Origin of the sequence: Bradyrhizobium sp. IC4060, from assembly GCF_020193715.1 — a bacterium.
Lineage (GTDB): Bacteria > Pseudomonadota > Alphaproteobacteria > Rhizobiales > Xanthobacteraceae > Bradyrhizobium > Bradyrhizobium yuanmingense.
In genome coordinates this window covers 188,919-215,149 of record NZ_JADYVJ010000012.1, presented here as the reverse complement: position 1 = coordinate 215,149, position 26,231 = coordinate 188,919, and the positions used below count along the sequence as shown (strand labels likewise).

21 protein-coding genes are annotated in these 26,231 nt (G+C 64.2%); 6 read left to right on the top strand and 15 right to left on the bottom strand.

Annotated features, from left to right (window positions below; translation table 11 throughout):
- The first annotated feature begins 626 nt into the window (after positions 1-626).
- Together I6F16_RS30560 and I6F16_RS30555 are read left to right on the top strand one after the other, a co-directional pair.
- On the top strand, positions 627-1,628 hold the full coding sequence (locus tag I6F16_RS30560) for an ABC transporter substrate-binding protein (protein ID WP_345960983.1): 1,002 nt from the start codon (positions 627-629) through the stop codon (positions 1,626-1,628).
- Positions 1,629-2,121: 493 nt separating this feature from the next.
- Entirely contained in the window at positions 2,122-3,096 is a 975-nt protein-coding gene (locus I6F16_RS30555; RefSeq protein WP_225114815.1) for an ABC transporter substrate-binding protein, read from the top strand.
- 105 nt (positions 3,097-3,201) lie between these two features.
- Here the strand turns inward: I6F16_RS30555 and I6F16_RS30550 are convergent, their stop codons facing one another.
- From I6F16_RS30550 to I6F16_RS30510, 9 genes are all read right to left on the bottom strand, one after another.
- A complete protein-coding gene (locus tag I6F16_RS30550) occupies positions 3,202-4,005 on the bottom strand; it encodes a hypothetical protein (RefSeq protein ID WP_225114814.1) in 804 nt (267 codons plus the stop codon).
- A gap of 246 nt (positions 4,006-4,251) precedes the next feature.
- Positions 4,252-6,228 carry an acetyl-CoA carboxylase biotin carboxylase subunit gene (locus tag I6F16_RS30545; protein WP_225114813.1) on the bottom strand — a complete coding sequence of 659 codons (1,977 nt, stop codon included), beginning with the start codon at positions 6,226-6,228 and terminating at the stop codon, positions 4,252-4,254.
- Positions 6,225-7,841: an acyl-CoA carboxylase subunit beta gene (locus tag I6F16_RS30540; protein WP_225114812.1), complete on the bottom strand. Its 1,617-nt coding sequence runs from the start codon at positions 7,839-7,841 to the stop codon at positions 6,225-6,227. The genes I6F16_RS30545 and I6F16_RS30540 overlap by 4 nt, the downstream gene beginning before the upstream one ends.
- Positions 7,842-7,955: 114 nt before the next feature.
- Positions 7,956-8,822: a 3-keto-5-aminohexanoate cleavage protein gene (locus I6F16_RS30535; RefSeq protein WP_225114811.1), complete on the bottom strand. Its 867-nt coding sequence runs from the start codon at positions 8,820-8,822 to the stop codon at positions 7,956-7,958.
- Between the two features lie 218 nt (positions 8,823-9,040).
- Positions 9,041-9,841: an AraC family transcriptional regulator gene (locus I6F16_RS30530; protein WP_036023887.1), complete on the bottom strand. Its 801-nt coding sequence runs from the start codon at positions 9,839-9,841 to the stop codon at positions 9,041-9,043.
- 184 nt (positions 9,842-10,025) lie between these two features.
- On the bottom strand, positions 10,026-10,682 hold the full coding sequence (locus I6F16_RS30525) for a glutathione S-transferase family protein (RefSeq protein ID WP_036023890.1): 657 nt from the start codon (positions 10,680-10,682) through the stop codon (positions 10,026-10,028).
- Positions 10,682-11,845 (bottom strand): acyl-CoA dehydrogenase family protein, encoded by a 1,164-nt coding sequence (locus I6F16_RS30520; RefSeq protein WP_225114810.1) that lies wholly within the window; start codon positions 11,843-11,845, stop codon positions 10,682-10,684. The genes I6F16_RS30525 and I6F16_RS30520 overlap by 1 nt, the downstream gene beginning before the upstream one ends.
- Positions 11,846-11,962: 117 nt before the next feature.
- On the bottom strand, positions 11,963-13,099 hold the full coding sequence (locus I6F16_RS30515; RefSeq protein ID WP_225114828.1) for an acyl-CoA dehydrogenase family protein: 1,137 nt from the start codon (positions 13,097-13,099) through the stop codon (positions 11,963-11,965).
- A gap of 109 nt (positions 13,100-13,208) precedes the next feature.
- Positions 13,209-13,979, bottom strand: a complete 771-nt coding sequence (locus I6F16_RS30510; RefSeq protein WP_225174252.1) for a helix-turn-helix transcriptional regulator — start codon at positions 13,977-13,979, stop codon at positions 13,209-13,211.
- A 186-nt stretch (positions 13,980-14,165) separates the two neighbouring features.
- Here I6F16_RS30510 and I6F16_RS30505 point away from each other — a divergent pair, with 186 nt between their 5' ends.
- The 4 genes from I6F16_RS30505 (at position 14,166) to I6F16_RS30490 (ending at position 20,546) form a co-directional block, all read left to right on the top strand.
- Positions 14,166-16,430 (top strand): marine proteobacterial sortase target protein, encoded by a 2,265-nt coding sequence (locus tag I6F16_RS30505; RefSeq protein ID WP_225114808.1) that lies wholly within the window; start codon positions 14,166-14,168, stop codon positions 16,428-16,430.
- A 215-nt stretch (positions 16,431-16,645) separates the two neighbouring features.
- Positions 16,646-17,215 (top strand): class GN sortase, encoded by a 570-nt coding sequence (locus I6F16_RS30500; RefSeq protein ID WP_225114807.1) that lies wholly within the window; start codon positions 16,646-16,648, stop codon positions 17,213-17,215.
- Between the two features lie 134 nt (positions 17,216-17,349).
- The gene (locus tag I6F16_RS30495) at positions 17,350-19,566 is read left to right on the top strand and encodes an acetate--CoA ligase family protein (protein WP_225114806.1); all 2,217 of its coding nucleotides are present in this window, start codon (positions 17,350-17,352) and stop codon (positions 19,564-19,566) included.
- Positions 19,567-19,724: 158 nt separating this feature from the next.
- Entirely contained in the window at positions 19,725-20,546 is an 822-nt protein-coding gene (locus I6F16_RS30490; protein ID WP_036002108.1) for an MlaD family protein, read from the top strand.
- A gap of 191 nt (positions 20,547-20,737) precedes the next feature.
- On the opposite strand, the gene I6F16_RS30485 is transcribed toward I6F16_RS30490, so the two are convergent.
- The 6 genes from I6F16_RS30485 to urtC form a co-directional block, all read right to left on the bottom strand.
- The gene (locus I6F16_RS30485; RefSeq protein ID WP_225113329.1) at positions 20,738-21,778 is read right to left on the bottom strand and encodes an aliphatic amidase; all 1,041 of its coding nucleotides are present in this window, start codon (positions 21,776-21,778) and stop codon (positions 20,738-20,740) included.
- Between the two features lie 34 nt (positions 21,779-21,812).
- The gene (locus I6F16_RS30480) at positions 21,813-22,190 is read right to left on the bottom strand and encodes a zinc ribbon domain-containing protein (protein WP_057025956.1); all 378 of its coding nucleotides are present in this window, start codon (positions 22,188-22,190) and stop codon (positions 21,813-21,815) included.
- Between the two features lie 110 nt (positions 22,191-22,300).
- The gene (gene fmdA, locus I6F16_RS30475; RefSeq protein WP_028133835.1) at positions 22,301-23,530 is read right to left on the bottom strand and encodes a formamidase; all 1,230 of its coding nucleotides are present in this window, start codon (positions 23,528-23,530) and stop codon (positions 22,301-22,303) included.
- Positions 23,531-23,557: 27 nt separating this feature from the next.
- A complete protein-coding gene (urtE, locus tag I6F16_RS30470) occupies positions 23,558-24,247 on the bottom strand; it encodes an urea ABC transporter ATP-binding subunit UrtE (protein ID WP_225113328.1) in 690 nt (229 codons plus the stop codon).
- A gap of 68 nt (positions 24,248-24,315) precedes the next feature.
- Positions 24,316-25,071, bottom strand: coding sequence for an urea ABC transporter ATP-binding protein UrtD (gene urtD, locus I6F16_RS30465; RefSeq protein WP_057025953.1), 756 nt, complete (start codon positions 25,069-25,071; stop codon positions 24,316-24,318).
- A 10-nt stretch (positions 25,072-25,081) separates the two neighbouring features.
- Positions 25,082-26,224: an urea ABC transporter permease subunit UrtC gene (gene urtC / locus I6F16_RS30460; protein ID WP_225113327.1), complete on the bottom strand. Its 1,143-nt coding sequence runs from the start codon at positions 26,222-26,224 to the stop codon at positions 25,082-25,084.
- Between the last annotated feature and the right edge of the window lie 7 nt (positions 26,225-26,231).

The window sequence follows — 26,231 nt, the reverse complement described above, 5'->3', positions numbered from 1 at the left end:
CGGGCGAGCTTTTCTTCCAGTGTCATCATCGTCGTCCTCGACGGTTACAAGCAATCCTTTCCAAAAGAGGTCGGAGGAGCCCTCCGGCGTGAGACTTAGAGAGGCTTGATCTTGTTTCAAGATGGATCAGAAGATTGGACCAATTGCCTCAACCTCAAGCCAGCGTTCTGTACGCTCCGTGCTCCCCAGCGCGGGGCCGGATCATGGCAACCGAAAATCCGCCATGTGCTCTTGCATCGTCCCGTTGATGTCCGCTTGTGGCCCTCAGCCGACCATTGGGACCTCGCCCTCCGAGCACCGCTTTTGACCCGTAGCAGAAGTCTGAGCCTGCACTCCAACCCCTCAACCGCCCGGGTCGAAACTCATTCTTGCGGTTGCACGTGCCTGACGCCGGAACGTGAGCATCGTCAGGGTCCCTGATCTCCTTAACAATGGCATGGTCAGCAATCCCAGCGAGATGTGTAGCAGTAATGCTGTCGCAAATTGGCTTGCCATATTGCAATTCTAGGAGCGGGAACAAATGTTTCTCGCTTCGTGGAGCTGGGGGAGACAGAAGTCTGCGGCGGTTCGCGGATGCAACACTTTTGACCTTGGCCACTTTCAATGAGCTCGCCTGAACGGCTACGATGCCGTCACCAGAGAGCTTAGGAGCGCACATGAGACGGCGGGAGTTCATCACGCTTCTTGTCGGCGCGGCACCTCTGTGGCCGCTGACGGCGAGCGCGCAACGTTCAGCGGTAGCTGTTATCGGTGTGTTGTCCGTGGGTTCCCCTGACATTGCGAGTCCCTATGACGCAGCATTCGAAAGAGGTCTCGCGGAGAGGGGTTTCGTAGTTGGCAAAAACGTTACGATAGAACGTAGGTGGGCACGAGGAAACCACAGTAAGCTTCCGGAGCTCGCTCAGGAGCTCTTGCATTTCAATCCAGCGCTGATCATCGGAGGGGGCAATGTGGTTGCGCTCGCCGCAAGGAAAGTAACTTCAACCATTCCGATCGTATTCGTAATCGCGTCAGACCCCGTGAAGCTCGGACTGGCAAAGAGCTTCGCTCACCCCGGGGGCAACGCCACGGGCATATCTATGATGACAGCGAGGCTTGTCCTAAAGCGCCTCGAACTGATCCAGGAGCTGCTCCAGCAAAAGGCTACCGTCGGATTTTTGGTGAACCCTGACAATCAAGACTTGCTTCAGGAAATTGACGAAGTTGCCCGTTCGACCGGGCGGACCTTGAAAGTAGCCAAGGCGCGCAACCAGGATGAATTAGAGCCAGCTTTCAGGCAGCTTGTTAGCGCCCAAGTCGGTGCGGTCCTCGTCAGCAACGATGCGATATTTTTCAACCTGCGTGCGCAACTTGTCGCCTTGGCCGATCGTCATTCGCTTCCGGCGTCCTATGAATTCCGCGAATTTCCGGCGGCCGGTGGCCTGATGAGCTACGGGCCGAGCCTTGTCGCAAACTTTGAAAAAGCCGGCATCTACGCCGCACGAATCTTGGGAGGTGCTCGGCCGGAGGATTTGCCCATTCAGCAGCCCACGGAGTTCAGTTTGGTTCTCAACTCAGCAACCGCGCGCTCCTTAGGCATCGAAATCCCGCCATCACTGCTCGCCCGTGCGGACGAGGTGATCGAATAAGGCTCTACGCCCGATGTCGGCCCGTAGCGACCCTGCCGCGCGACCGCGACCGTCTGCATTCGATCCATTGCGGACTCATTTCCCTATCCTCGGTCCTGATTGCGCCCCATAATGCTCCGCTGTTTGGAGGCTAGTCATGAGGCGACGCGATTTCATGTCGACCCTCGGCGGACTGGCCGCAATTTGGCCAGTTGCCGCGCGCGCCCGGCAAAAGGAACGTGTCCATCGAATTGTTTATCTAAGTGCTCCGAGCCGGGAGTTGGTACAACGCACGCTCGATGCTTTTCTGCGAAAGCTCCGAGAGCATAGTTGGGTTGAAGGCGAGAACTTCATCACTCGCTCTGACCTAATTCAGCGAGGTTCTTGCTGTGACGTTATTTTCGACTTATTCAACCCAAACGGCCCATCTCAATCCCGCATACCTCCGTCGATCACACGGTCCCATGGCAAAATGCTAATGTAGTCATCCCCAGGCGTGGTCCTTGGAGGGTACATGCAGCGGCGGGAGTTCATTGCACTGATCGGGGCCATCGGTGCCGTTTGGCCGCGCAGCTTGATCGCGCAGCCCGCCCATCAGCTCATGAAGAAGATGCCTCGCATCGGTTTCCTGGCGTCAGTTCCGCACCAACGAATCGAAGCCTTCGATCGCGGACTCCGCGAGATGGGATATGTGGAGGGCGCGAACATCATCATCGAGCGCCGGTTCTGGAAGAATGACCGCGAACAATTGGCGAGATTTGCCGCCGAGCTGGTGGCTCTCGAAGTCGAGGTGATTGTGGCGTCCAGCACGCCCGAGGCAATTGCCGCCAGGGCAGTCACCGGCACGATCCCCATCGTGACTGCCACCGCAGACGCGGTCGGTGTCGGCCTTGCGGCAAGTCTTGCGCGGCCGGGTGGAAACGTGACGGGACTGACCGGGGTCGCAAGCAGCGGCAAGAATTTCGGGCTTCTGTTGGAGTTACTGCCACGGGCGTCGCGGTTCGCGGTGCTCCTCGACCCCGACAACCAATATCATGCACGGCTGATGGCCGACTTCCAGAAAACCGCCGCGGACCGGCAGGTCGAGATACTTCCGGTGATCAAACGCTCGGTGGAGGACATAGGCCCTGCTTTCCAGACCATAGCTTCGAGGGATATTCAAGGCCTGCTCGTGCTTGTGGACCCCATCGGGTTCGCCAACCGGCGCAAGATCATCGAGCTCGCCGCGCAAAACCGCATTCCGGCGGTGTATCACTGGCGTGAAGAAGCGGTCGAAGGTGGCCTTCTCGCGTATGGCCCTGACATCATTGACCTCAATCGCCGCTCCGCCGGTTATGTTGCAAAACTGCTGCGGGGCGCGAAAGCGGCCGAACTCCCGATCCAGCAGCCGGAACGCTTCCGATTGGTGATCAATCTTAAGACTGCTCGCGCTCTCGGTCTGAATATTCCAACCGCGCTACTCGCGACGGCTGACGAGGTGATTGAATGATGCTGCGCTGCATGAATCCGCATGTGGCCCTTCAGCTGCATTGGAACATTGCTGCTTCTCCGCTGGTGTTGGGGCTTAAGCGGACATCAGGCGGCGACCAGCCGCTTAATGCGTACACGGCCTAGATCCCAGTGCCCGGATCACCGGCCAGGCCGCGAGCGCGGCGGCGAGATGTTTGAGCGTATGGCCCGAGACCATGTGGCCGGTCGCTTCGAACACGGTCACGTCGCCGAGTTCGAACAGCTTGGCCAGCACATAGAAGACGATCACGCCGCCGAGCGGCACGCCAAGCGCGCCGGGTCGCGGGCGTGTGAACGCGAGGCCCACGGCCAGCGCCATGCCGCCGAACTGCACGATCACCCAGGGCGTGAGATTCTCGCGTGCGACCCAGGCCGCCAACAGGCCCGCGATCATCGTCAGCACCAGCACCGCCTCGCCTGCGCGCGTGCTGATGCGCTCGCTGGCCGCGATGCCCAGAAAGCCCGCGAACGCGACCGCCATGCCGAGACGATCGGCGATGAGCCGTTGCGGCGCGTCGGGGTCGAGATGATAGAAGCCCGAGCCGAGGCACGTGAGGATCAGGCCGACGAAGAACCAGTTCGCACCCACCGGCGCATCGTGGCGGGCACGCAGCCGCTCCGAGCCCCAGACGCCCATCGCGAGGAAGGCGAGATTGCTCAGCACGTCGCCGGCATTGGGCACGCCGAGGAAGGTGCGGCTATCGACGAAATGCGGGATGTGCCAGGCGGCGGCGGGCATCGTGGGCGCCAGAAGCGCGGTGAGCGTCAGGACGAGGAGCGCACCGATAAGATATTTCTCGCCGGTTTGAAGGGGGGCGTACGAGAGTCGGCGAACGACTGGCGGGACCAGTGCATTGGCCGGTTGAGCTTGGTCGCGCGCGCGCAGCATGAATAGCTCCAGATATTGAACATCGTTCAATATTGGTAGCCCGAAAATGAACTATGTTCAATGGGAAATGTCGCGAGATTTCCGCAACAATCAAGATATTGAAATTGCTTTGTTTTTGGAATGTGAGCGGCCGCCACAGCCGTGGGGTGGGCAAAGCGAAGCGTGCCCACCATTCCGCTTATGATCGACATTCGTGGGCACGGCGCTGCGCGCCTTTGCCCACCCTACGAGACGCCTTTTGTGGCGCTAACCCGCCCCGATCTCCGCGACGATGCGGCCCGTCGTGACCTGCTCGCCTTCGGCGACGTCGATCGCGCCGACCACGCCCGCGATGCCGGCCTTGTGGACGTGCTCCATCTTCATCGCCTCCAGCGTCAGCACCGGCTGGCCGGCGGTGACGCGATCGCCGGGCTTGACCAGCACGGCGACAACGCGACCGTTCATGGCGGCGCGGACTTTGCCGTCGCCGCCATTCGTTGAAGTCGCCTTCGGCGCGGCGAGGGTGAGATCATTCGCCACCAGCGGGATGCCGCGGTGCTGGACGTACAGCCGATCGCCATCCCGCAGGAATTTTGCGCTGTCCATCACGCCGGCGTGGCGGAAGCGGATGGCGTCGAGATCGAGCTGGTCGATCTCGAACCTATGCTGGCGGCCTTCGACGGCGACGGTGTAGCTGCCGTCGCGCTCGCGCACGATGTCGAGCTCGTGCGCATCGCCGCCGATGTCGATTTTCGCCGGCAGCGGAAAGGTGACGGCAAGGCTCCGCCCGCCCTGCCACGACGGCGCGCGCGGGTTGGTGACGTAGAGCAGCAGGCCTGCCAGCGCTCTCGCGAATGCCGCGCCCGCACGCGGCGCAAGCAGCTCGTTGCGATGGGCGCCGATGAACGCCGTCGTCGCTTCCCCCTTGGCAAAGCCGGGATGACGCAGGCAGGACATCAGGAACGCCTGATTGGTCGTCACGCCGAACGCCGTAAGCTGCTCGAGGCCAACGATCAGCCGTCCCCTCGCCTCCTCGCGATTGGCGCCATGGCTGATCAGCTTGGCGATCATGGAATCGTAGAATGGCGGGATCTCCGAGCCGGATTGCAATGCGTGCTCGACGCGGATGCTGTCAGGCACCTGCCAGCGCGCCATGCGACCCGACTGCGGCATGAAATCCTGCGCGGCGTCTTCCGAGCAGAGCCGCACCTCGATGGCGTGCCCGGAGAACTTGATGTCCTGCTGCTTGATCGGCAGCGGCTCGCCGCGCGCGATGCGCAGCTGGAGCTCGACGAGATCGAGCCCGGTGATCGCCTCGGTGACGGGATGCTCGACCTGCAGGCGCGTGTTCATCTCCATGAAGTAGAACGCGCCAGTGGCATCGAGCAGGAATTCCAGCGTGCCGGCGCCTTCATAGCGCAGCGCCTTGACCGCTGACACCGCGACCTCGCCCATTTTCGCGCGCAGCTCCGGCGTGACCGCCGGCGACGGCGCCTCCTCGATCAGCTTCTGGTGCCGCCGCTGCACCGAGCAATCGCGCTCGCCGAGATGGATGGCATTGCCGTGGCTGTCGCCGAACACCTGGATCTCGATGTGGCGCGGATTCTGGATCGCACGCTCGAGGATGACGGCAGCATCGCCGAACGCGGCTTTCGCTTCCGACCGCGCGCTGCGCAGGGCTTCGGGGAAGGATGCCGCGTCAGTGACGAGCCGCATGCCGCGGCCGCCGCCGCCGGCGACCGCCTTGATCATCACGGGAAAGCCGATCTTCCCGGCTTCGGCGAACATGACCTCGTCGCCTTGCTCAGCACCCTGGTAGCCGGGCACGATGGGCACGCCGGCTTTCTTCATGATCTCCTTGGCGCCGGCCTTGTTGCCCATCGCCTCGATCGCCTGCGGCGACGGGCCGATGAAGACGAGGCCGGCATCCTTGCAGGCGCGCGCAAACGCCTCGTTCTCGGCAAGAAAGCCATAGCCGGGATGAACGGCATCCGCGCCGCTGGCCTTGGCCGCTTCGATGATCGCGGGGATGTTGAGATAGGATTGCGCCGGCAAGGCTTCGCCGATGCGCACGGCCTGGTCGGCCTCGCGCACATGGAGCGCATCGCGATCCGCATCGGAATAGACCGCGACGACACCGAGGCCGAGTTTTCGCGCGCTGCGCATCACGCGCAGTGCGATCTCGCCGCGGTTTGCCACCAGGACCTTGAAGAACGGCCGGTGCTGCACTGATCCGTTCCTCATGGGCGGGCCACCGAAAACTGCATGCGCTGGGGCGTGCGCGCATCGCCCTCGCGGCAGATCGCGAGCACCTCCGATAGCACGGCGCGGGTGTCGCGCGGGTCGATCACGCCATCGTCGAGCACGCGGGCGCTGGTGGAGAACACATCCATCTGGCCATCGAACACGCCGATGATTTGCGCCTTCATCGCGTCGAGCTTGTCCTGCTCTATCGGCTTGCCGCGGCGGGCGGCAGCGGCCTCGGTTACGATCGCCATGGTCTCGGCGGCCTGCTCGCCGCCCATCACCGCGGTCTTGGCGTTGGGCCAGGAGAAGCAGAAGCGCGGATGGAAGCCGCGGCCGCACATGCCGTAATTGCCGGCGCCGAACGAGGCGCCGCAATAGATGGTGATCTGCGGCACGGTCGCCGACGTCACCGCCTGGATCATCTTGGAGCCGTGCTTGATCATGCCGGCTTCTTCATAGGCCTTGCCGACCATGTAGCCGGTGGTGTTGTTGAGATAGAGCAGCGGCGTGCGGGTCTGGCAGCAGGCCTGGATGAAATGCGTCGCCTTGTTGGCGCCGGCGGGATCGAGCGGGCCGTTGTTGGTGATGATGCCGATGGCCTGGCCCTCGATGCGGGCGTGGCCGCAAACGGTGGCCGGGCCGTAACTCGGCGCCATCTCGGTGAAGTCGGAATCGTCGACGATGCGCGCGATCACCTGTTTCATGTCGACCGGGCGCTTGTGGTCCATCGGCATGATGCCGAGCAGCTCGTCCTGGTCATAGCGCGGCGGCTTGAATTGCAGCGTCGCCCGGCCCGGCCGCTCCCATTGCAGCGCCGCCATGATCTCGCGCGCGATGCGAAGTGCGTCGCGATCGTCTTCGGCGAGGTAATCGCCGAGGCCGGAGATCTGCGTATGCATCTCGGCGCCGCCGAGCTCTTCCTCGGTCGCGATCTCGCCGGTCGCGGCTTTCAGCAGCGGGGGCCCTGCGAGGAAGGCGCGGGTGCGGCCGCGAACCATGACGATGTAGTCGGAGAGGCCGGTCTGATAAGCGCCGCCCGCGGTGGAGGAGCCGTGCGTGACGGTGACGACCGGCAGACCGGCAGCGGAGAGCCGCGCCAGGTTGCGAAAGATGTTGCCGCCGCGAACGAAATCCTCGACGCGGTAGCGCAGCAGATTGGCGCCGGCGCTTTCGACCAGTTGCACATAGGGCAGCTTGTTCTCCAGCGCGAGCTCCTGCACCCGCAGCGTCTTGTCGAGACCGTAAGGCTGCAGCGCACCGGCGTCGATGCCGGAATCGCTGGCGCTGACCATGCAGCGGATGCCCGAGACGAAGCCGATGCCGGCGATGACGCCGCCGCCCGGCACGCTCTTGTTCGCATCCGGCACGTCGAACATGTAGCCGGCGAGCGTCGACAGCTCGATGAAGGGCGCCCCGGGATCGAGCACCAGCGCGACGCGCTCGCGCGGCAGCAACTGGCCGCGCTTGTGGAAGCGGTCCTTGGCCGCAGCGGACGCCGCGCGCGTGCGCTCCTCGAGCGCGCGCATGCGGTCGATCAGGCCGAGCATGCCGTCGCGGTTGGCTTGGTAGGCGGCGCTGCCGGGGGAGATGGTGTTTTCGATGGTGGACATGACTTGATCCTGCTCGTCATTGCGAGGAGCGAAGCGACGAAGCAATCCAGACTGCATCCGCGGAGAGATTCTGGATTGCTTCGCTTCGCTCGCAATGACGGGTGAGGCGATACCTTACCTGTTCGTCCCAAAGATCTTCCGCGCCTCGGCCGGTGACGCGATCTCGCGGCCGGCGCGCTTTGCGCAGGCGGCGACGGCCTCGATCAGCTGGCCGTTCGACGTCACCTTCTTGCCGTCGGCGAGATAGAAGGTGTCCTCGAGGCCGGTGCGCAGATGACCGCCGAGCTCGGCGCAGCGCTGGTGCAGCGGCCAGATCTCCTCGCGGCCGATGGCGGTGACCTGCCAATGCGCCTCGGGGCGCTTCAGCTTGATCAGGATCGGCAGCAGTTCGGGATCAGCAGGCATGCCGGAGGCGACACCCATCACGAAATTGTACTCGAGCGGGCCGTTGTACATGCCGACCTGGTGGTACATGCCGACGCAGCGGACGATACCGACGTCGAAGCATTCGAACTCGGGGATGGTGCCGGCCGCGTTCATGACGTCGAGATAGTCCTTCACCTTCTCGACCGAATTGTCGAACATCATCGGTGGCCAGGCCCAGCTGTTGTCGGCCTTCACCTTCAGGTAGTTCAGCGAGCCGGCATTGCAGGCGGCAATCTCGGGCTTCGTCTCGCGGATGCAGTCGAGCGCGCCTGAGTAATTCGGCCCCGACACGCCCGAGGTGTGGTTGATGATCACGCCCGGGCAGGCTTCGCGGATCGCCTGCTGGATCTCCTTGCTGACCGCGACCTCCCAGGACGGCAGATGTCCCTTGCCCGGCGCCTGCTGGCGCAGATGGATGTGCATGATGGACGCGCCGGCCTCGAACGCAGCCCTGGCCTCGCGCGCCATCTGCTCGGGCGTCACGGGCACGTTGTGCTGCTTGGGGTCGGTGAGCACGCCATTCAGCGCGCAGGTGATGACGGCCTTGTCGCTCATGCGTTCAATGTCTCGCACGTTGAGAATTCAACGCTTGCGATCATGTGACGCGCGACATGCGGCTTCTTGCGCGGAGAAGCTGGGAAAAGACGAGCTTTCGTAGGGTGGGTTAGCCGAAGGCGTAACCCACCACTGTCTGCCTCCGTGGACATTGAAGAGGTGGGTTACGCCGAGCAGCCGCGCTTCGCGCATCTGATCGGCTAACCCACCCTACGAAGCTACGAAGCCTCCGCCATCCGCACCGTCTCGGTGCTGCGATAGATCGCAAGATCCCGCGAGCCGACGAAGATCGCCCGCGGCTTCAATCCGTAGAAGCGGCGGATCGAGTGGCTGAAATGCGTGGAATCGGGATAGCCGATGTCCTGCGCCAGATGGGCGAGGTTGAGGTCCTGGTTGGCGAAGTGCAGCAGATACCGCGCGCGCTTCCAGGCGCGGAAGGAGCGGAACGAGATGCCGGTCTCCTCCTTGAACAGGTGCAGGAAGCGCGAGGCCGAGAGGCCGGCTTCAGCGGCGCAGGTATCCGCCGTCACCGGCTCGCCGGAGAAGCGCTCGATGCGGGCCACCGCACGCATCACGCGCGGATCCAGCACGCGGCGCGGCAGCGCCTCGCCAAAGCACATCTCGTCGAACTCGGCCGTGGTGATGTCGCCATAGCGGCGCTGACGCAGCAAGGCGTAGGCGGCGAGGATCTTGCGGGCATAGGCGGCCTGATCGGGTCCGGTCAGGCGCGCGGCCAAGGCTTCAATCACGCCATCCGCCATGCTTTCCGGCTCCAGCGTCACGCTGATGACGGTGCGATAGTCGCTGGCGATGGAGTGCCGCTGGTTCGGCAGGGTGACGAACAGCTCGCCGGTGGCGAGAACGTCGTCGATGGTCAGGTGCAGATTGCCCTTCACCGCGACATAGACATGGCAGCAGCCGGGTGTCCGTTTGCGCGGACGGCCGAGCAGGCCCGCATAAAACACCCGCTCCGGCGTGATCAGCATCAGGTGGTCGGATTCGCGACCGTTATATTCCATTGGGTTCCTCCTCGCGCGGCTCTCTGGCCGCTGCGGACGGAGGTCACCTTAGCGGAAATTTGGGCGCTGTCACGGTAGGATGGCGCTGTCAAAAGACATGGCGCGTCGTGGACGCGCAATAACGCGAACCGGGAATCTCGAGGTTCCGGGATCGCGCTTCCGCGCCCCGGAATGACAGCCTCCCTTACGCCCTCACCCTCGGCGCGACATTCTGCTCTTGCCCGGCCTTTTGCTCCGCAGCAACCGCGCGCTTGAAACCCTCGCGCTGCTGCAGACGCGACCAATAGGCTGCGACGTTTGGCCCGAAATCCTTGGCAAGCCCGATATTGCTCGCGAGCCGAAGCGCGTAACCGATGACGATGTCGGCAGCGGTGAAGCGGCCCGCGCACAATGTTTCGGCATTCGCCGTCGCTGCCTCAACGGCGCGCAGTCTTCCCAGAAACCATTTCGCGTAATCGGTGGCGACCTGCGGGTTGCGGCGCTCCTCCGGCTCGAGCTGGGTGTATCTCAGCACCAGCGTTTGCGGGAAGGTTAACGTGGCGTCGCTGAAATACATCCAGTTCAGGAACGTGCCGTAGGCGGGATCTTCAGGGCCGACCATCAACGGCGTCGGGCCGTATGTGATGCCGAGGTAATGGCAGATGCCGGAGGATTCCGTCATCCTGGTCTCGCCGTCGATCATGAAGGGGATGGTGCCGAGCGGATTGAGCGCGAGATAGTCCTTGGCGAAGACGCGCGGCGGGAACGGCAGCATCTTCAATTCATAGGGCAGACCCATCTCCTCCAGCATCCAGAGCGGACGGAACGAGCGCGCAGCGTCGCAATGATAGAGCGTGATCATCAGGCGTTTCCTTTGCTGCCGGGCAGCGTGCCCATCATCTTGCACAGGACCATCAGCATGACCTCGTCGGCGCCGCCGCCGATCGAGGTCAGGCGGCTGTCGCGATAGGCGCGGCTGACCGGCGTCTCGTTGGTAAAGCCCATTCCGCCCCAATATTGCAAGCAAGCGTCGGTGAGCTCGCGGCCGAGCCGCCCGGCCTTCAGCTTGGCCATGGTCGCGAGCCGCGTCACATCCTCGCCGGCGACCAGCTGCTCGCCGGCGCGATAGATCAGCGCGCGCAAGAGCTCGACCTCGGTCTGCATCTCCGCGAGCTTGAAGTGCACGACCTGGTTGTCGAGGATGGACTTGCCGAAGGCTTTGCGGTTGCGGGTGTATTCGATGGTCTGGTCGATGATGTATTCGTGCGCCTTGAGGCAGGCGGCCGCGCCCCACAAGCGCTCCTCCTGGAACTGGATCATCTGGTAGGTAAAACCCTGGCCTTCCTCGCCGATCCGGTTGCGCTTGGGTACGCGGACATTGTCGAAGAAGATCTGCGCGGTGTCGGAGGAGCGCATCCCCATCTTGTCGAGTTTTCGCGCGACAGTGACACCCTTGGCCTTCATGGGCACGCAGATCAGCGACTTGTTGCGGTGAACGGGGCCGTCGCCGGTGTTGGCGAGCAGGCAGATCCAGTCGGCCTGGGTGCCGTTGGTGATCCACATCTTGCCGCCATTGATGACGTAATCGTCGCCGTCAGAGCGCGCCTGGGTCTTGATCGAGGCGACGTCCGACCCCGCACCGGGCTCGGAGACGCCGATGCAGGCGACGTAATCGCCCGAGATCGAGGGCGCCAGGAATTCGCGCCGCACCTCATCCGAGCCGAACCGCGCCAGTGCGGGCGTTGCCATATCGGTCTGCACTCCGATCGCCATCGGCACGCCGCCGCAGGTGATGGCGCCCAGTTCCTCCGCCATCATCAGCGCGTAGGAATAGTCGAGGCCCGAGCCGCCGAATTCGACCGGCTTGTTCAGGCCGAGGAAGCCGAGGCTGCCCATCTTCTTGAACAGCTCGTGCGCCGGGAAGATGTCGGCCTTCTCCCACGCGTCGACGTGCGGATTGATCTCGCCCGCAATGAATTTCTGCAGCGAGCGGCGGATGTCGTCGTGGTCGGCGGTGAATAACATTTTGTCCTCTCGTCATTCCGGGGCGCGCGTAGCGCGAGCCCGGAATCCATTTCTCTACGGTTGTCTGCGGCCCGATGCATTCCGGGCTCGCTTCGCGCCCCGGAATGACGGCCGTAGTCACAACCCCATCTGCCGCGAGGCCAGATCCTTCATGATCTCCTCGGTGCCGCCGCCGATGGCGTTGACCTTGACCTCGCGGTAGATGCGCTCGGCCTTGATGCCGCGCATGAAGCCGGCGCCGCCGAAGATCTGCACGGCCTCCGAGGCGCAGAACGCCATGGTCTGCGTCGCCTGGTTCTTCATCATGCAGATTTCGGCGACCGGGCTCTCGCCCTGCTCCAGCCGCCAGGCCAGCATCTCCAGCATCGCTTGCGAAGCCGCGACCTTCTGCGCCATGTCGACGATCTTGTGGCGGATGACCTGGTGCTGCGCGAGCGGCTTGCCGAAGGTCTGGCGTTCCCTGGCGTAGGCGATCGCCTCGTCGAGGCAGACGCGGGCAAAGGCGGTGCAGCTCGCGGCCATGCCCATGCGCTCGCTGTTGAAGTTCTGCATGATGATCTTGAAGCCCTGGCCCTCCTCGCCGATCAGGTTCGCGGCGGGCACGCGGCATGCGTCGAAATGCAGCGTCGCGGTATCGGAGGCCCACCAGCCCATCTTCTTCAGCTTGGTGCGCGACAGTCCGGGCGTGTCGCCGTCGATCAGGAGCAGGCTGACGCCGCCGGCGCCCTCGCCGCCGGTCCGCACCGCAACCGTCAGGTAATCGGCACGCATCCCTGAGGTGATGAAGGTCTTCTCCCCGCTCACGACGTAGTGATCGCCGTCGCGCCGCGCGCGGGTGCGCAGGTTCGCAACGTCGGAGCCGCCGCCCGGTTCGGTGATCGCGAGCGCCGAGATCTTCTCGCCGGCCAGCACCTGCGGCAGCACGCGCGCCTTCACCTCGGCCCGCGCGGCCCGCGCAATCGGCGGCGAGCCGATGGTGTGGCTCATCAGGCTGGCGCTGACGCCGCCCGCGCCCGCGCGCGCAAGCTCCTGGCTCGCGACGATCTTCATAAACTGGTCGGCGGTGATGCCGCCATATTCTTCCGGGAATCCAAGTCCCAAGAGGCCGATTTCGGCCGCCTTGCGATAGAGCTCGCGCGGAAATTCGCCGGCTTCGTCCCAGTCATGGGCGAACGGCGCGATCTCCTTCTCGACGAAGCGCCGCATCACGTCGCGGAACGCGTCGTGCTCGGCGGTATAGAACGGGCTCTTCATCGCGAGACTTGCCTCGACCGGATTCGTCCCGGCCACCATGGCCGGAACCTCGGCCGCTCACTTGCGCGGAGTGGCTGATCGGCGCGAACGCTTCAAGCAAGGTCCAGGATCACAACGTCAGAAACAGCGCAAACGGCTCTTCCACCGTGCGGCGCAAGTGCTGCCGATACAGGGCATGGTTGGGATCCTCGGGCGCAACCCGGCCCAAGGAGGGTTTTGGAATATTCCTGAGCGGCACATAGGCGATCGGCGCCGCGATCGGCGTGAGCTGCGAGCCGGGCCCGGCGCGCAGCGTCGAGATGATGCCGTACATCTCGCCTGATACCGTCGGCCGCGACACCGTGATCACGCGGTGCTGGCCGTGCTTGATGATGACGAGGTAGATGAAGCCGGACTGATGGGGAACGGCGACCTCGCCGGTATGCTCGTAGGCGGCATCGGTCCGATCGCCCTCGCGGAAGACCAGCGACGAGAGCTTCGGCTCCCAGGCGATCTCGGTGCGATAGGCGAAGATCGCATCCTTGTCGCCGAACGACGGCCGCAGGGTGATGTAGACGTCCTCGAGCCAGGTCACTGCGCGGTGGGCATAAGAGCCGAGGCTGTCGGGCGCGACGTCGTTTGCGGCCGGCGGCGTCGCCACGATGACGCTCTTGCGCAAGGAGACGCCGAGCGCCTGCTCCAGCCGGACGGTCGTCGCCAGCGTGAACGGCCGCCGGCCGCCGAGCACCTTCTCCAGCGTCGACAGGCTGAGCTTGGCTTGCTCGGCCAGCGCCTGCCGGGACATCCGGCGCCGGGCGAGCTCCTCGCGAATGGTCTCGGCGATCTCGCGGCTCTGCTCGTCCGAAAGCTGCTTGTCCGTGAGTTTGTCCTGCATCTGCATCGTCAGCCCCGCTCCAGGCCGGTCACTCTAGCAGGGCGGACAAACCAGCACAAAACCGCACATGACCGCCCCGGCTCAAGCGAGCCTGGGCCGGCCGCGGCGGAACATTGCCGATCATTCTGCTCGCGAAATCCCGCCCCGCCGGCGGATGCTGAGGACCAGCAAACATGCTTCGGAGCAAGCCAAATGAACGCCTACGACACGGCCGATAGCGACGACCACCCGCTGTTGAGCCGCCTCATCAAGGTCGGACTGTTCCTTCTGGCGCAGGGCATCGCCGTGATGCTGGTCGCCTTCCTGGCCCTGCTGGTGAGTTTCGGGGCGAGCTGGTCGGCAACGACCGAACAGGCCAGCCTGCTCCAGCCCGGCGAAGCACGGTCGGGCAGCCTGCTGCTGAAAGAGGACGGCACTACCACGGAGGCGATCCGCCTCGGGACCGATATCGACATCACCGTGTCGGGCCCGACCTTGCGCGCCCGCGTCACGCAAGCATTCCGCAACCCGACCAAGGATTGGGTCGAGGCCACCTACGTCTATCCGCTCGCGGCCGGCGGCGCCGTCGACACACTGAAGATGGTGGTCGGCGACCGCGTCATCATCGGCGACATCAAGGAACGGCAGCAGGCGCGCGTGATCTACGAGGAGGCGCGCCGCGCCGGCCAGAAGGCCGCGCTCACCGAGCAGGAGCGGCCGAACATCTTCACCAACTCGGTCGCCAATATCGGTCCCGGCGAAACCGTGCTGGTGCAGATCGAGTACCAGGAGCCGGTGCATCAAGTCGGCAACGAATATTCGTTGCGCCTGCCGCTCGTGGTCGGGCCGCGCTACAATCCCGCATCGATCATCCAGAGCGTCGATTTCCGCAAGGACGGCTCGGGCTGGGGCGCGACGTCGTTGGACCCGGTGCCGGATCGCGAGCGCATCTCGCCCCCTGTGCTGGATCCCGCCAAACATGCGCCGCTCAATCCGACCAGCATCATTGTGCGCCTGCAGGCCGGCTTTGCGCTCGGCGAGGTCAAGAGCCACCATCACAACGTCAAGACGGAAAGCCCGGATAACATGACGCGCGTGGTGACGCTCGCCGACGGTGCCGTGCCCGCCGACCGTGATTTCGAGCTGACCTGGAAGCCGGCTGCCGAGACAGCGCCGTCGGTCGGACTGTTCCGCGAGCACATCGGCGATGCCGATTACCTGCTCGCTTTCGTCACCCCGCCGAGCGCCGAGCAGGCGGCGCAGAAGCCGCTGCCGCGCGAGGTCGTGTTCGTGATCGACAATTCCGGCTCGATGGGCGGCACGTCCATCGTGCAGGCCAAGGCGAGCCTGCTCTACGCTCTCGGCCGCCTGCAGCCGAATGACCGCTTCAACGTGATCCGCTTCGATGACACCATGGACATGCTGTTTCCGGCCTCCGTGCCGGCCGATGCTGCGCATGTCGGCGAGGCGACCTCCTTCGTCGGCGCCTTGCAGGCGCGCGGCGGCACCGAGATGGTGCCGGCGATGCGCGCGGCACTGGCCGACAGGCTCGGCGACACCGGCATGGTCCGCCAGGTCGTGTTCCTGACCGACGGCGCGATCGGCAACGAGCAGCAATTGTTCGATGCGATCACGACGATGCGCGGCCGCTCGCGCATCTTCATGGTCGGCATCGGGTCCGCGCCCAACACCTATCTGATGACCCGCGCCGCCGAGCTCGGCCGCGGCGCCTTCACCCATATCGGCTCCACCGAGCAGGTGGAGGAGCGCATGCGCGGCCTGTTCGCCAAGCTGGAGAATCCGGCCGTGACCGGCCTCACCGCAACGTTTTCCGAGGCCAAGGCCGACGTCACCCCGGCGATCATTCCCGACGTCTATCGCGACGAGCCCCTGGTGCTGGCGGCGAGGCTCGACAAGCTCGCGGGCTCGCTCGAGATCAAGGGCCGCGTCGGCGGCCGCCCATGGTCGGTGACGCTGCCGCTGCAAAACGCAGCCGAAGGCAAGGGCCTGTCGAAGCTCTGGGCCAGGCGGAAGATCGCCGATGCGGAGGTCGCGCGCACCCTGCGCGAAATGACGCCGGAGGAAGCTGACAAGGCGATCCTGGCGCTGGCGCTCGACCATCAGATCGTCACGCGGCTGACCAGCCTCGTCGCGGTCGACAAGACGCCGAGCCGGCCCGAGGGCGCGCCACTCAAGCTCAGCGAGCTGCCCATCAACCTGCCCGCGGGCTGGGAGTTCGAGAAGGTGTTCGGCGAGCGGCCGCATCTGACGCCGACGCAGCTGCACGAGCGCCATGCCGATGCGCGCAACCAGCCGGCGACGCGACGGCCAGCGCCTGCTGCGCCCGATGCGATCCGCCTGCCCAAGACCGCGACCTCGGCCGAGCTGAAGATGATCGCAGGCTTCATCCTGATCGTGCTCGCCCTGATCCTGTTCGTGTTCAAGCGGCGTCGGACCTTGCTCACCGACGCCGCTTGAGAGAGGAGCTCCCCGAACTCCTCTGTTAGCGCGCGCGGCTGCCCGTCCCCTCCAAACGGCCGCGCGCGCCTTTTTTCACTGTTATTGCGAGGAGCGAAGCGAAGAAGCAATCCAGACTGCCGCCGCGGAGACAGTCTGGATTGCTTCGCGGAGCCTGTCATCGGGCCGCGCTTCGCGCGGACCCGGTGGCTCGCAATGACGGGAGACGAAACACAATGCCCCGCTTCATCTCTCCGCTAATCCTGGCGCTGATCGGCCTCCTCCTGTTCGGCGACGGCGCCTATATCCACGCCAAGGCGTGGCTGGCGCAGGTGCTGCTGGAGCGCGCCTTCGACCGGAGCATTGCCACGGGACAGGCGGTAAAGCCCTGGTCCTGGGCCGACACCTGGCCGGTCGCGCGGATCGAGGTGAAGCGGATCGGCGCGAGCGCCATCGTGCTGGAAGGCACGAGCGGGCAAGCGCTCGCTTTCGGGCCCGGTCATATCCAGCACACGGCTGATGCGGGCGAACGCGGGATCGCCGTCTATGCCGCCCATCGCGACACTCATTTCCGCTTCCTGAAGGATGTTGCCATTGGCGACATCATCGATGTCACGCGCAGTGACGGTCGACACTTTCGCTATCGCGCGGATTCCTCGGCCGTGGTTCGCTTCGATGCATCCGGCATCGATCCCATGGCACAGGGTTTCGAGCTTGTTCTCGCGACCTGCTGGCCATTCGATGCCGTCACATCCGGACCCGAGCGCTACATCCTGCATGCGACATTGATTGGCGCCGACGGATAGATCGCCGATCGGACTGACACGCACTGATGCGCGCTTCATTCCACCACACGGCATACCAGCCACACAGTTGCCAAAGGACTCGCCATAGAACAGAGTGACGCGACATCAATAAGAACAACAGGTGAGGTCACGCCATGGAAGCCCGTGTGTCTGCTGCGCTCGCATCACGTCCATGGTCTCCGCCGCCAGATGCCAGCGACATCGTCAAGGGCATCCATGCCATGCTGCACCCGCACAACATCGTGCTGGTGGGCGCGACCGACAAGCCCGGCAATTATGCCGAGCGCATCTGGAACAATCTGATCAAATATGGTTTCGAAGGCGGGCTCTATCCGGTCAACGCCAAGCGCGACACCGTCTGGGGCGTTCCCTGCTACAAGGACTTTGCGAGTCTTCCGGAGAAGCCCGATCACGTCCTGGTGCTGGTGCCTGCGCGCTTTGCCGTGCAGGTGATCCGCGACGCCGCCGCGGCCGGCGCGCGTTCGGCCACTATCGTCACCTCCGGCTTCAGCGAGCTGCAGGACGACGATAGCCAGAAGCTCGCTGCCGAATTGCAGGCTGCGGTGCGCGAGACGGGGCTCGCGGTCACGGGCCCGAACTGCCTCGGCAATTTGAGCGCCGGCGAAAAGCTCTTCACCAATATCGACGATCGCATCGTCACCATGGAACAGGGCGCGGTGGCGATCGCCGGCCAATCCGGCGCGATCGTCATGGCGATCCGCCAGACGCTGGAAGACCGGGGTGTCGGCGTCGGCTACATGGTGACCACGGGCAACGAGGCCGGGCTCGAGACGCCGGATCTGATGCGCTACTTCGCCGAGGATCCGAGCATCAAGGTGATCGTCGTCTACCTCGAAGGCGTGCGCAACACCAAGGCGTTCCGCGATGCCTGCAAGGCGGCGCGCGCGGCGAGCAAGCCCGTGATCGCGCTCAAGCTCGGCGCCTCCGAAGGCGGCCGCGCCGCGGCGATGGCGCATACCGGCGCACTCGCCGGCTCGATCGAGACGTTCGACGCGATCGCGACGCGCGAAGGGGTGATCCGGGTCGGCGGCCTCGACGAGCTGATCGAGACCACCGAGTGCTTCGTCCACGCTGGCTTGCCCAAAGGCGACCGGCTCGCCGCGGTGACGCTGTCCGGCGGCAAGCGCGGCATGCTAATCGACGCCTTCTACGCCGCGGGCCTCAATTTCGCGCCGCTGAGCCCGCATGTCAGCGCGGAGCTGGCGAAGATGCTCGGCCCCGGCTCGATCGTCGGCAATCCGCTCGATGCCGGCTTCGCCGCGGTGGTCGATCCCTCCGTCTACATGAAGTCGATCAAGCTGATGATCGACGATCCCGATATCGACATCGTCATCGTCGATGCCGAGCTGCCGAAGGCGCCGCATGAGCTGCGCGAGCGCAATTTGCGCATCGTCAACGAGATGGCGAGCCAGGCGGGCAAGCCGGTGATCTACATCAGCGCGATGTCGATCGGCTTCACCGAATACACCAAGGACTTGCGGAAGTCGCTGCCGCATCTCGCGGTGATGCAGGGCATGGACCGCGCGGTGACCGCGATCAAGTCGCTGCTCGCCTATGCGAAGCTGCGCAAGGAGGTGCCCGATATCGTCTCGAGCTCGAAACCCGCCGCCCGCGCCGTGCTGGAGAAGACGTTGACATCGGCGACCGGTGCTGCGCTCGACGAGGTCGCCTCGAAGAAGCTGCTCAAGGCCTATGGGATCCCGATCTCGAAGGAGGCGATCGCGCAGACTGCGGCGGACGCCATCAAGATTGCCAAGCAGATCGGTTTTCCGGTCGTGGCAAAACTCGTCAGTGCGGAGATCCTGCACAAGTCCGACATCGGCGGCGTGGTGCTGAACCTCAACAGCGCAGCCGAGGTGAAGAAGGCGTTCGCCGACATCACCGCGCGCGTGGCGAAGCTCAAGGGCAAGCCGAAGCTCGACGGCATCCTGATCGCACAGCAGGTCAAGGCCGAGCTCGAGCTCGTGGTCGGCGCCTCGCTCGATGCAGAGATGGGGCCGGTCGTGCTGTTCGGCACCGGCGGCATCGATATCGAGCTGATGAAGGACGTCGCGCTCGCCGGCGCGCCGCTGGATGAGAGCGAGGCACGGCTCCTGATCGGCCGCACCAAGGCCGGCGTCAAGATGCGCGGCTATCGCGGCAGGCCGGTCTTGCACGAGGCCTCGGCGGTGAAGGCGCTGGTCGGGCTGTCCAACCTGATCGCGGATGCGGGCGACCGGATCGCCTCGATCGACATCAACCCGTTCCTGATCAACACCAGGACGGGCGTGGCCGTCGATGCCCTGATCGTGCTGAACAATGCTGCGGCAAAGCGGGCGGCCGGGCATTGACGTCGCGCCGTGCCGTAGGGTGGATTAGCGCAGCGTAATCCACCAATTCATCCCCAGGCGTACGAGAGATGGTGGCGGGTTACGCTTCGCTAACCCGCCCTACGTAACATCGCGGGCTCCTTCCAACTTCCCCGCTTTGGCCGTAAAATCGCCCCTGCATGGCACGCGCGAGCAATCTTGTGATCGGAACGGCAACGCTGGCGGCGATCGCCGTGGCGTTCGGCGGCCTGCTCGGCGCGCAGAAATGGCGCACCATCCAGAGCCGCAGCCAGTTGCGTGTGGTGTTCGAGGGCGGCTCCGCCAGCGGGCTGCGCCGCGGCGGGCCGGTCAATTTCGACGGCGTGCCCGCCGGCCAGATCCTGTCGATCAAGCTGGATAGTCCGCGCAGGATCGTGGCACTCGTCATGCTCGACAACACCGCGCCGATTCGCAAGGACACCGTGGCCGGAATCGAGTTCCAGGGCCTCACCGGCATTGCCGCGATCTCACTCATCGGCGGCGCCCCCTCTGCACCGCCGGTGCCGCTGGACGCGGACGGCATCCCGGTGCTGACGGCCGATCTCAGCGACGCCGAAACCATCGTCGAAACCCTGCACAGCGTCGACCGCACCATCGTGAACAACGCCCCCGCAATCAAGGAGGGCCTGCACACGTTCGAGACCTATACCGCCGACCTCAGGAGCAAGGGCGCCGAGATCGATTCGGTCATGGCCAAGGTCGACAGCGCCTTTGCGGGCTTCGACAAGGCGGTCGCCAAGATCGAGGGCGCGGTGCCGGGCTTCGTCGACGGCAAGGCCGACGAGCTGTTCGAGAAGATCCAGGGACTGCACGAGCTTGCCGGCACCATGAAGAAGAAGTCGGCGGCCTATCTCGACGACATTCGCCGCTCGCTGCTCGACGTCAGCGAGGCCGCCAACAAGATGAGCGGCACGCCGGCGCCGCCGCGGCCCCCGCGCAGGCCCACCGAGCAGAAGCGGTAACGCCTCTTTCTTACCCTCCACTGGAGGGGGAGGGTCGGCTCACATGGAGCGTAGCGAAATGTGAGACGGGGTGGGGTGACGGTCTCTCCCCATCCAACAGCGCCCGAGAGGAGGGATCACCCCACCCCGCTCGCGCTACGCGCGATCAACCCTCCCCCTCCAGGGGAGGGTAAGGCGGAATCGGCGACGGCTCAGTAATTGCCGGCCGCCGCCCCGTTCGGAATGCCGTCGATCGGGCATTCCTCGGTGCCGGGCGTCGAGCGGGTCATTGCCTCGACCATGTCGCGCGTGCCTTCGGGATCCCTGATCCAGTTCTTGTAGAAATCATACGGGCACGCGGCGACGCCGCGCGGGCTGTCGCCGGAATTGATCGTGCCGGTGTAGCCGCGGTGAACCAGCTTGTAGAGATGGTTCTGCGACTGGCCGTTGCGGCGCGCGTCGCGGATCAGATGCTTCGACAGCTGCGCGTACTGGATGCCGTAATCCTCCTCGCCGCATTCGCCGAGCGTGCGGCCGTCGAAACCGATGATCGCGGAGTGGCCGAAATAGGAATAGACGCCGTCGAAGCCGGCGGCATTGGCGACCGCGACATAGACGTTGTTGGCCCAGGCCATGGCCTTTGAGATCATGACCTGCTGCTCCTTGGCCGGATACATGTAGCCCTGGCAGCGCACGATCAGCTCCGCGCCCTTCATGGCGCAGTCGCGCCAGATCTCCGGATAATTGCCGTCATCGCAGATGATCAGGCTGACCTTCAGACCCTTGGGGCCCTCGGAGACATAGGTGCAATTGCCGGGGTACCAGCCTTCGATCGGCACCCAGGGCATGATCTTGCGATACTTCTGCACGATCTCGCCCTTGTCGTTCATCAGGATCAGGGTGTTGTAGGGCGCCTTATGCGGATGCTCCTCGTGACGCTCGCCGGTGAGCGAGAAAACGCCCCACACTTTGGCCTTGCGGCAGGCCTCGGCGAAGATCGCGGTCTCCTCGCCCGGCACCATTGACGCCGTCTCGTACATCTCCTTGGCATCGTACATGATGCCTTGTGTGGAATACTCCGGGAAGATCACGAGATCCATGCCGGGCAGCCCGACCTTCATGCCGACGATCATGTCGGCGATCTTGCGGGCGTTGTCGAGCACCTCGGCCTTGGTGTGCAGGCGGGGCATCTTGTAATTGACCACCGCGACGCCGACCGTGTCGTTGCTGCTGGAGATGTCACCGTGAAGCATGTGGAGCGCTCCTGTTGTCTGATGCTGGCGTGGGTTAGTGGCTGATCATCCAGGGGCGCGCGGTTGGAAAGCCCTTGGCGCCGCTCCTGGTCTTGGTCATCAGCCGCGCCGGCTTTGTCCTGTCCGCCGCGCTCTTGTCCTTCACGGTCTTGCCCGAGGAGCAGCAGCCGCAGCCCGGGCCGTGCGAGGCCTTGTATTGCGCCAGCGTCTGCGGCGCGTGCGTGCTGCGTTCGTTGACGGCGTGCGCCTTGCGCTTCTCCGCCGGCATGCAGAAGAAGTTCGGCGCCGTCAGGATGACGCGGGGCGCCATCGTCTCGCAGTGTGGGCAGCTCTGCGGATCGTCGCATTCCGCCATCGGGCGCAGGTCCTTGAAGGGACCGCAATCGTCACAGAGATATTCGTAGACCGGCATCGCATCACCTACGCTCTTGCCTGTTCACACAACTCGCTGCCACCGTGCGTGTGGAGACAGCCCCTCACCCCGGCCCTCTCCCCGTGAGAACGGGGAGAGGGACCGCGGCGTCATTTGTCCGGCGAGATCGGCATCTGGATGTCGCCGGTGATGTGCTTGATGGGTCCGGCCGCCGACGGCATCACGTCGAAGTCGAAGATCTCGGTCGGCAGCCATAGCGTGGCGCAGGCGTTGGGCACGTCGACCACGCCGGAGATGTGGCCCTGGCACGGCGCGGTGCCGAGGATCGAATAGGCCTGGGCGCCGGAATAGCCGAACTTCTTGAGATACTCGATCGCATTCAAGCAGGCCTGGCGATAGGCGATGTGGACGTCGAGATAGTGCTGCTTGCCGGCCTCGTCCACCGAGATGCCCTCGAAGATCAGATAGTCCTTGTAGTTCGGCGTGATCGGCGATGGCTTGAAGATCGGATTCTTGATGCCGTATTTCGACATGCCGTCCTTGATCACCTCGACTTTCAGGTGCAGCCAGCCGGCCATCTCGATCGCGCCGCAGAAGGTGATCTCGCCGTCGCCTTGGCTGAAGTGCAGGTCGCCCATCGAAAGACCCGCGCCGGGGACGTAGACCGGGAAGTAGATCTTCGAGCCGCGCGAGAGATCCTTGATGTCGCAATTGCCGCCATGCTCGCGCGGCGGCACGGTGCGCGCACCCTCGGCGCCGATCTTGGCTTTCACATCGCCCTTGGCGCGGCCGCCATGGGCGGTCGGCGCGAACGGCGGATTGGCAAGGCCGGGCACGCGGGTCGGGTTGGTCGAGATCAGCTCGGCCTCGCGCTTATTCCAGGTGTCCAGCATCTTCGGATCGGGCAGACAGCCGATCAGGCCGGGATGGATCAGACCGGCAAAGTTGACGCCGGGCACGTGACGCGACGAGGTGTAGAGACCTTTGATGTCCCAGATCGACTTCTGCGCCAGCGGGAAATGGTCGGTGAGGAAGCCGCCGCCGTTCTGCTTGGAGAAGAAGCCGTTGAAGCCCCACAGGCTCTCCTTGAGCGGACCGACGTCGAGCAGGTCGACGACGAGAAGGTCGCCGGGCTCGGCGCCCTTGACGCCGATCGGGCCGGAGAGGAAGTGCACGATCGACAGGTCGATGTCGCGCACGTCGTCGGCGGAATCGTTGTTCTTGATGAAGCCGCCGGTCCAGTCATAGGTCTCGATGATGAAATCGTCGCCGGGATTGACCCAGGCCACGATCGGGATGTCGGGGTGCCAGCGGTTGTGCACCATGTCGTTTTCATAGGCCGACTTGGTGAGATCGACCTTGATCAGTGTCTCTGGCATCGAGATGCTCCCCTTTTACACGGTTGGTTAGACGGACAGATATTTCGAGACCTGCGCGGCATCGACGACATCGCGCGGATCATCGCGCACGATCTCGCCGTTCTCGATCACCAGCACGCGGTCGGCGATGTCGAGCGCGAAGCTCAGGACCTGCTCGGAAACGACGATCGACAGCCCCTTCTCGTCGCGGATGCGCTTCAACGTGCGCGCCATCTCCTTGATGATCGAGGGCTGGATGCCTTCGGTCGGCTCGTCCAGCAGCAGCACCTTCGGCTTGGTGGCGAGCGCGCGCGCGATCGCCAATTGTTGCTGTTGCCCGCCGGAGAGATTGCCGCCACGGCGGCCCTTCATCTCCAGCAGCACCGGGAACAGTTCGTAGATGTCGTCAGGCACCTCGGAGCCGCCGGAGACGACGAGCCCGGTCTCGATGTTCTCCTTCACCGTCATGGTGGAGAAGATCATGCGGCCCTGCGGCACGTAGGCGAGACCCTTGGCGACGCGCTCAAAGCTCTTGAGGTTGCCGAGCTCGGCGCCATCCATGTTCACCGAGCCGCTTTTGGCCGGCAGGATGCCCATCAGCGACTTCATCAGCGTGGTCTTGCCCATGCCGTTGCGGCCCATGATCGCAACGATCTCGTTCGCCGCCACCTTGACGTTGAGCCCGTGTAGCACCTCGCTCTGGCCGTAGGCGACGTGGAGATCAGAAATAGCCAGCATCAGCGTGCTCCTTGCTTCTTGCGCATGATCTTGTCCGGAAACCGGACGCCACTTTCCGGGATCATGCGCTAGTGACCGAGGTACACTTCGATGACCTTGGGATCGTTCTTCACCTTCTCCATCGTCCCCTCCGAGAGGATCTGGCCCTGGTGCAGCACGGTGACCTTGTGCGCGATGTCCTCGACGAACTTCATGTCGTGCTCGATCACCAGCACCGAACGGTTCTTGATGATGCGGTTGAGCAATTCGGCGGTCTTGGCGCGCTCGGACACGCTCATGCCGGCGACGGGCTCGTCGAGCATCAAGAGGTCGGGATCCTGGATCAGCAGCATGCCGATCTCGAGCCACTGCTTCTGGCCGTGGCTGAGCTCGTCGGCATAGGTGTTGAGCTTGTCCTTGAGGAAGATCATCTCCGCGACCTCCTCGACCCGCTCCTTCACCAGCTGGTCGCGCTGGAAGGTCAGAGAGCCGAACACGGTGCGGCCGCGCGGAAACGAGATCTCGAGGTTCTCGAATACGGTGAGATCCTCGAACACCGACGGCGTCTGGAACTTGCGCCCGACGCCGGTCTGCACGATCTCATTCTCCTTCATCTTCGTGAGCTCCTTGCCACGAAACTGGATCGAGCCCGAGGTCGCCTTGGTCTTGCCGCAGATCAGATCGAGCACCGTGGTCTTGCCGGCGCCGTTGGGGCCGATGATGACGCGGATCTCGTTCTCCTCGACATAGAAGGAGAGATCGTTGACCGCCTTGAACCCGTCGAACGAGACGGTGAGGCCGGAGACCGCGAGCAGGAAGTCCTTGGGCTGGTGACCGATGAGCATGATCGCCTCCTCACTCTGCCGGCGCGCCGTCGGCGACGGAATTGTCGGTCCAGTTCTCCTTCGCCTTGCGCGAGGCGAACAGCCGGTCGATGCGCGGCTGCACGTAGTCGGCCCAGAGCCCGGACAGGCCGTTGGGGAAAGCGAGCACGACCGCGATGAACAGCGCGCCGAGGCCGAACAGCCAGAGTTGCGGGAAGGATTCCGACAGGCTGGTCTTGGCGAAATTCACCAGGATCGCGCCCCAGACCGCGCCGAAGATCGACATCCGCCCGCCGACCGCGGTGTAGATCACCATCTCGATCGACGGCACGATGCCGACGAAGGACGGCGACATGAAGCCGACGTTGAGCGCGAACATGGCGCCGCCGATCGCGGCGAAGACCGCGGCCATGCAGAAGGCAAAGATCTTGAAATTGGCGACGCTGTAGCCGGAGAAGCGGACGCGGTCCTCCTGCTCGCGCATCGCCACCAGGATGCGGCCGAGCTTGGTCAGGCGGATGAACTGCGCGATGCCGATGCAGGCGAACAGCAGCACCACCTCGACGAAGTACAGGATGATCTTGGCGTGATCGGGCCGGATGTCCCAACCCTTCAGCGTGCGCAGATCGGTCATGCCGTTGATGCCGCCTGTATAGCCCTGCTGTCCCACGATCAGGATGGTGAGGATGGCGGCGACGGCCTGGGTGATGATCGCGAAATAGGTGCCGCCGACGCGGCGCTTGAACATCGCGGTGCCGATGATCAGAGCGAACAGGCCGGGCACCAGGATGATGGCGAGGATGGTGAAGGTGAGGCTGTGGAACGGCTGCCAGAAGAACGGCAGCGCCGTGATCTGATTCCAGTCCATGAAATCGGGGATGCCGGGCGTCGACTGGATCTTGGTGTTCTCGACGCTGGAGGCCTCGAGCTTGAGGAACATCGCCATGCAATAGCCGCCGAGTCCGAAGAACACGCCCTGCCCCAGGCTCAAGATGCCGCCGTAGCCCCAGCACAGCACGAGGCCGATCGCGACGAAGGCATAGGTCAGATATTTCGCGACCAGATTGAGGCGGAAGACATCCAGCGTCAGCGGCAGGATCACGAACAGCACGGCGGCGAGCGCAATGAAGCCCATCAGTTCGGATCGATTGAAGAAGCGTGAGTTGATGATCATGACTTGC

What these genes read in the sequence shown, in the direction of transcription:
- fmdA (WP_028133835.1), bottom strand. Translation starts at nt 23,530, where the DNA reads ATGCCAGAGACACTGATCAAGGTCGATCTCACCAAGTCGGCCTATGAA.
- I6F16_RS30510 (WP_225174252.1), bottom strand. Translation starts at nt 13,979, where the DNA reads ATGCAGATGCAGGACAAACTCACGGACAAGCAGCTTTCGGACGAGCAG.
- I6F16_RS30555 (WP_225114815.1), top strand. Translation starts at nt 2,122, where the DNA reads ATGCAGCGGCGGGAGTTCATTGCACTGATCGGGGCCATCGGTGCCGTT.
- I6F16_RS30545 (WP_225114813.1), bottom strand. Translation starts at nt 6,228, where the DNA reads ATGAGGAACGGATCAGTGCAGCACCGGCCGTTCTTCAAGGTCCTGGTG.
- I6F16_RS30505 (WP_225114808.1), top strand. Translation starts at nt 14,166, where the DNA reads ATGAACGCCTACGACACGGCCGATAGCGACGACCACCCGCTGTTGAGC.
- I6F16_RS30485 (WP_225113329.1), bottom strand. Translation starts at nt 21,778, where the DNA reads ATGCTTCACGGTGACATCTCCAGCAGCAACGACACGGTCGGCGTCGCG.
- I6F16_RS30480 (WP_057025956.1), bottom strand. Translation starts at nt 22,190, where the DNA reads ATGCCGGTCTACGAATATCTCTGTGACGATTGCGGTCCCTTCAAGGAC.
- urtC (WP_225113327.1), bottom strand. Translation starts at nt 26,224, where the DNA reads ATGATCATCAACTCACGCTTCTTCAATCGATCCGAACTGATGGGCTTC.
- I6F16_RS30495 (WP_225114806.1), top strand. Translation starts at nt 17,350, where the DNA reads ATGGAAGCCCGTGTGTCTGCTGCGCTCGCATCACGTCCATGGTCTCCG.
- I6F16_RS30500 (WP_225114807.1), top strand. Translation starts at nt 16,646, where the DNA reads ATGCCCCGCTTCATCTCTCCGCTAATCCTGGCGCTGATCGGCCTCCTC.
- urtD (WP_057025953.1), bottom strand. Translation starts at nt 25,071, where the DNA reads ATGCTCATCGGTCACCAGCCCAAGGACTTCCTGCTCGCGGTCTCCGGC.
- I6F16_RS30520 (WP_225114810.1), bottom strand. Translation starts at nt 11,845, where the DNA reads ATGTTATTCACCGCCGACCACGACGACATCCGCCGCTCGCTGCAGAAA.
- I6F16_RS30525 (WP_036023890.1), bottom strand. Translation starts at nt 10,682, where the DNA reads ATGATCACGCTCTATCATTGCGACGCTGCGCGCTCGTTCCGTCCGCTC.
- I6F16_RS30515 (WP_225114828.1), bottom strand. Translation starts at nt 13,099, where the DNA reads ATGAAGAGCCCGTTCTATACCGCCGAGCACGACGCGTTCCGCGACGTG.
- I6F16_RS30540 (WP_225114812.1), bottom strand. Translation starts at nt 7,841, where the DNA reads ATGTCCACCATCGAAAACACCATCTCCCCCGGCAGCGCCGCCTACCAA.
- I6F16_RS30490 (WP_036002108.1), top strand. Translation starts at nt 19,725, where the DNA reads ATGGCACGCGCGAGCAATCTTGTGATCGGAACGGCAACGCTGGCGGCG.
- I6F16_RS30560 (WP_345960983.1), top strand. Translation starts at nt 627, where the DNA reads ATGCCGTCACCAGAGAGCTTAGGAGCGCACATGAGACGGCGGGAGTTC.
- I6F16_RS30550 (WP_225114814.1), bottom strand. Translation starts at nt 4,005, where the DNA reads ATGCTGCGCGCGCGCGACCAAGCTCAACCGGCCAATGCACTGGTCCCG.
- I6F16_RS30530 (WP_036023887.1), bottom strand. Translation starts at nt 9,841, where the DNA reads ATGGAATATAACGGTCGCGAATCCGACCACCTGATGCTGATCACGCCG.
- urtE (WP_225113328.1), bottom strand. Translation starts at nt 24,247, where the DNA reads ATGCTGGCTATTTCTGATCTCCACGTCGCCTACGGCCAGAGCGAGGTG.
- I6F16_RS30535 (WP_225114811.1), bottom strand. Translation starts at nt 8,822, where the DNA reads ATGAGCGACAAGGCCGTCATCACCTGCGCGCTGAATGGCGTGCTCACC.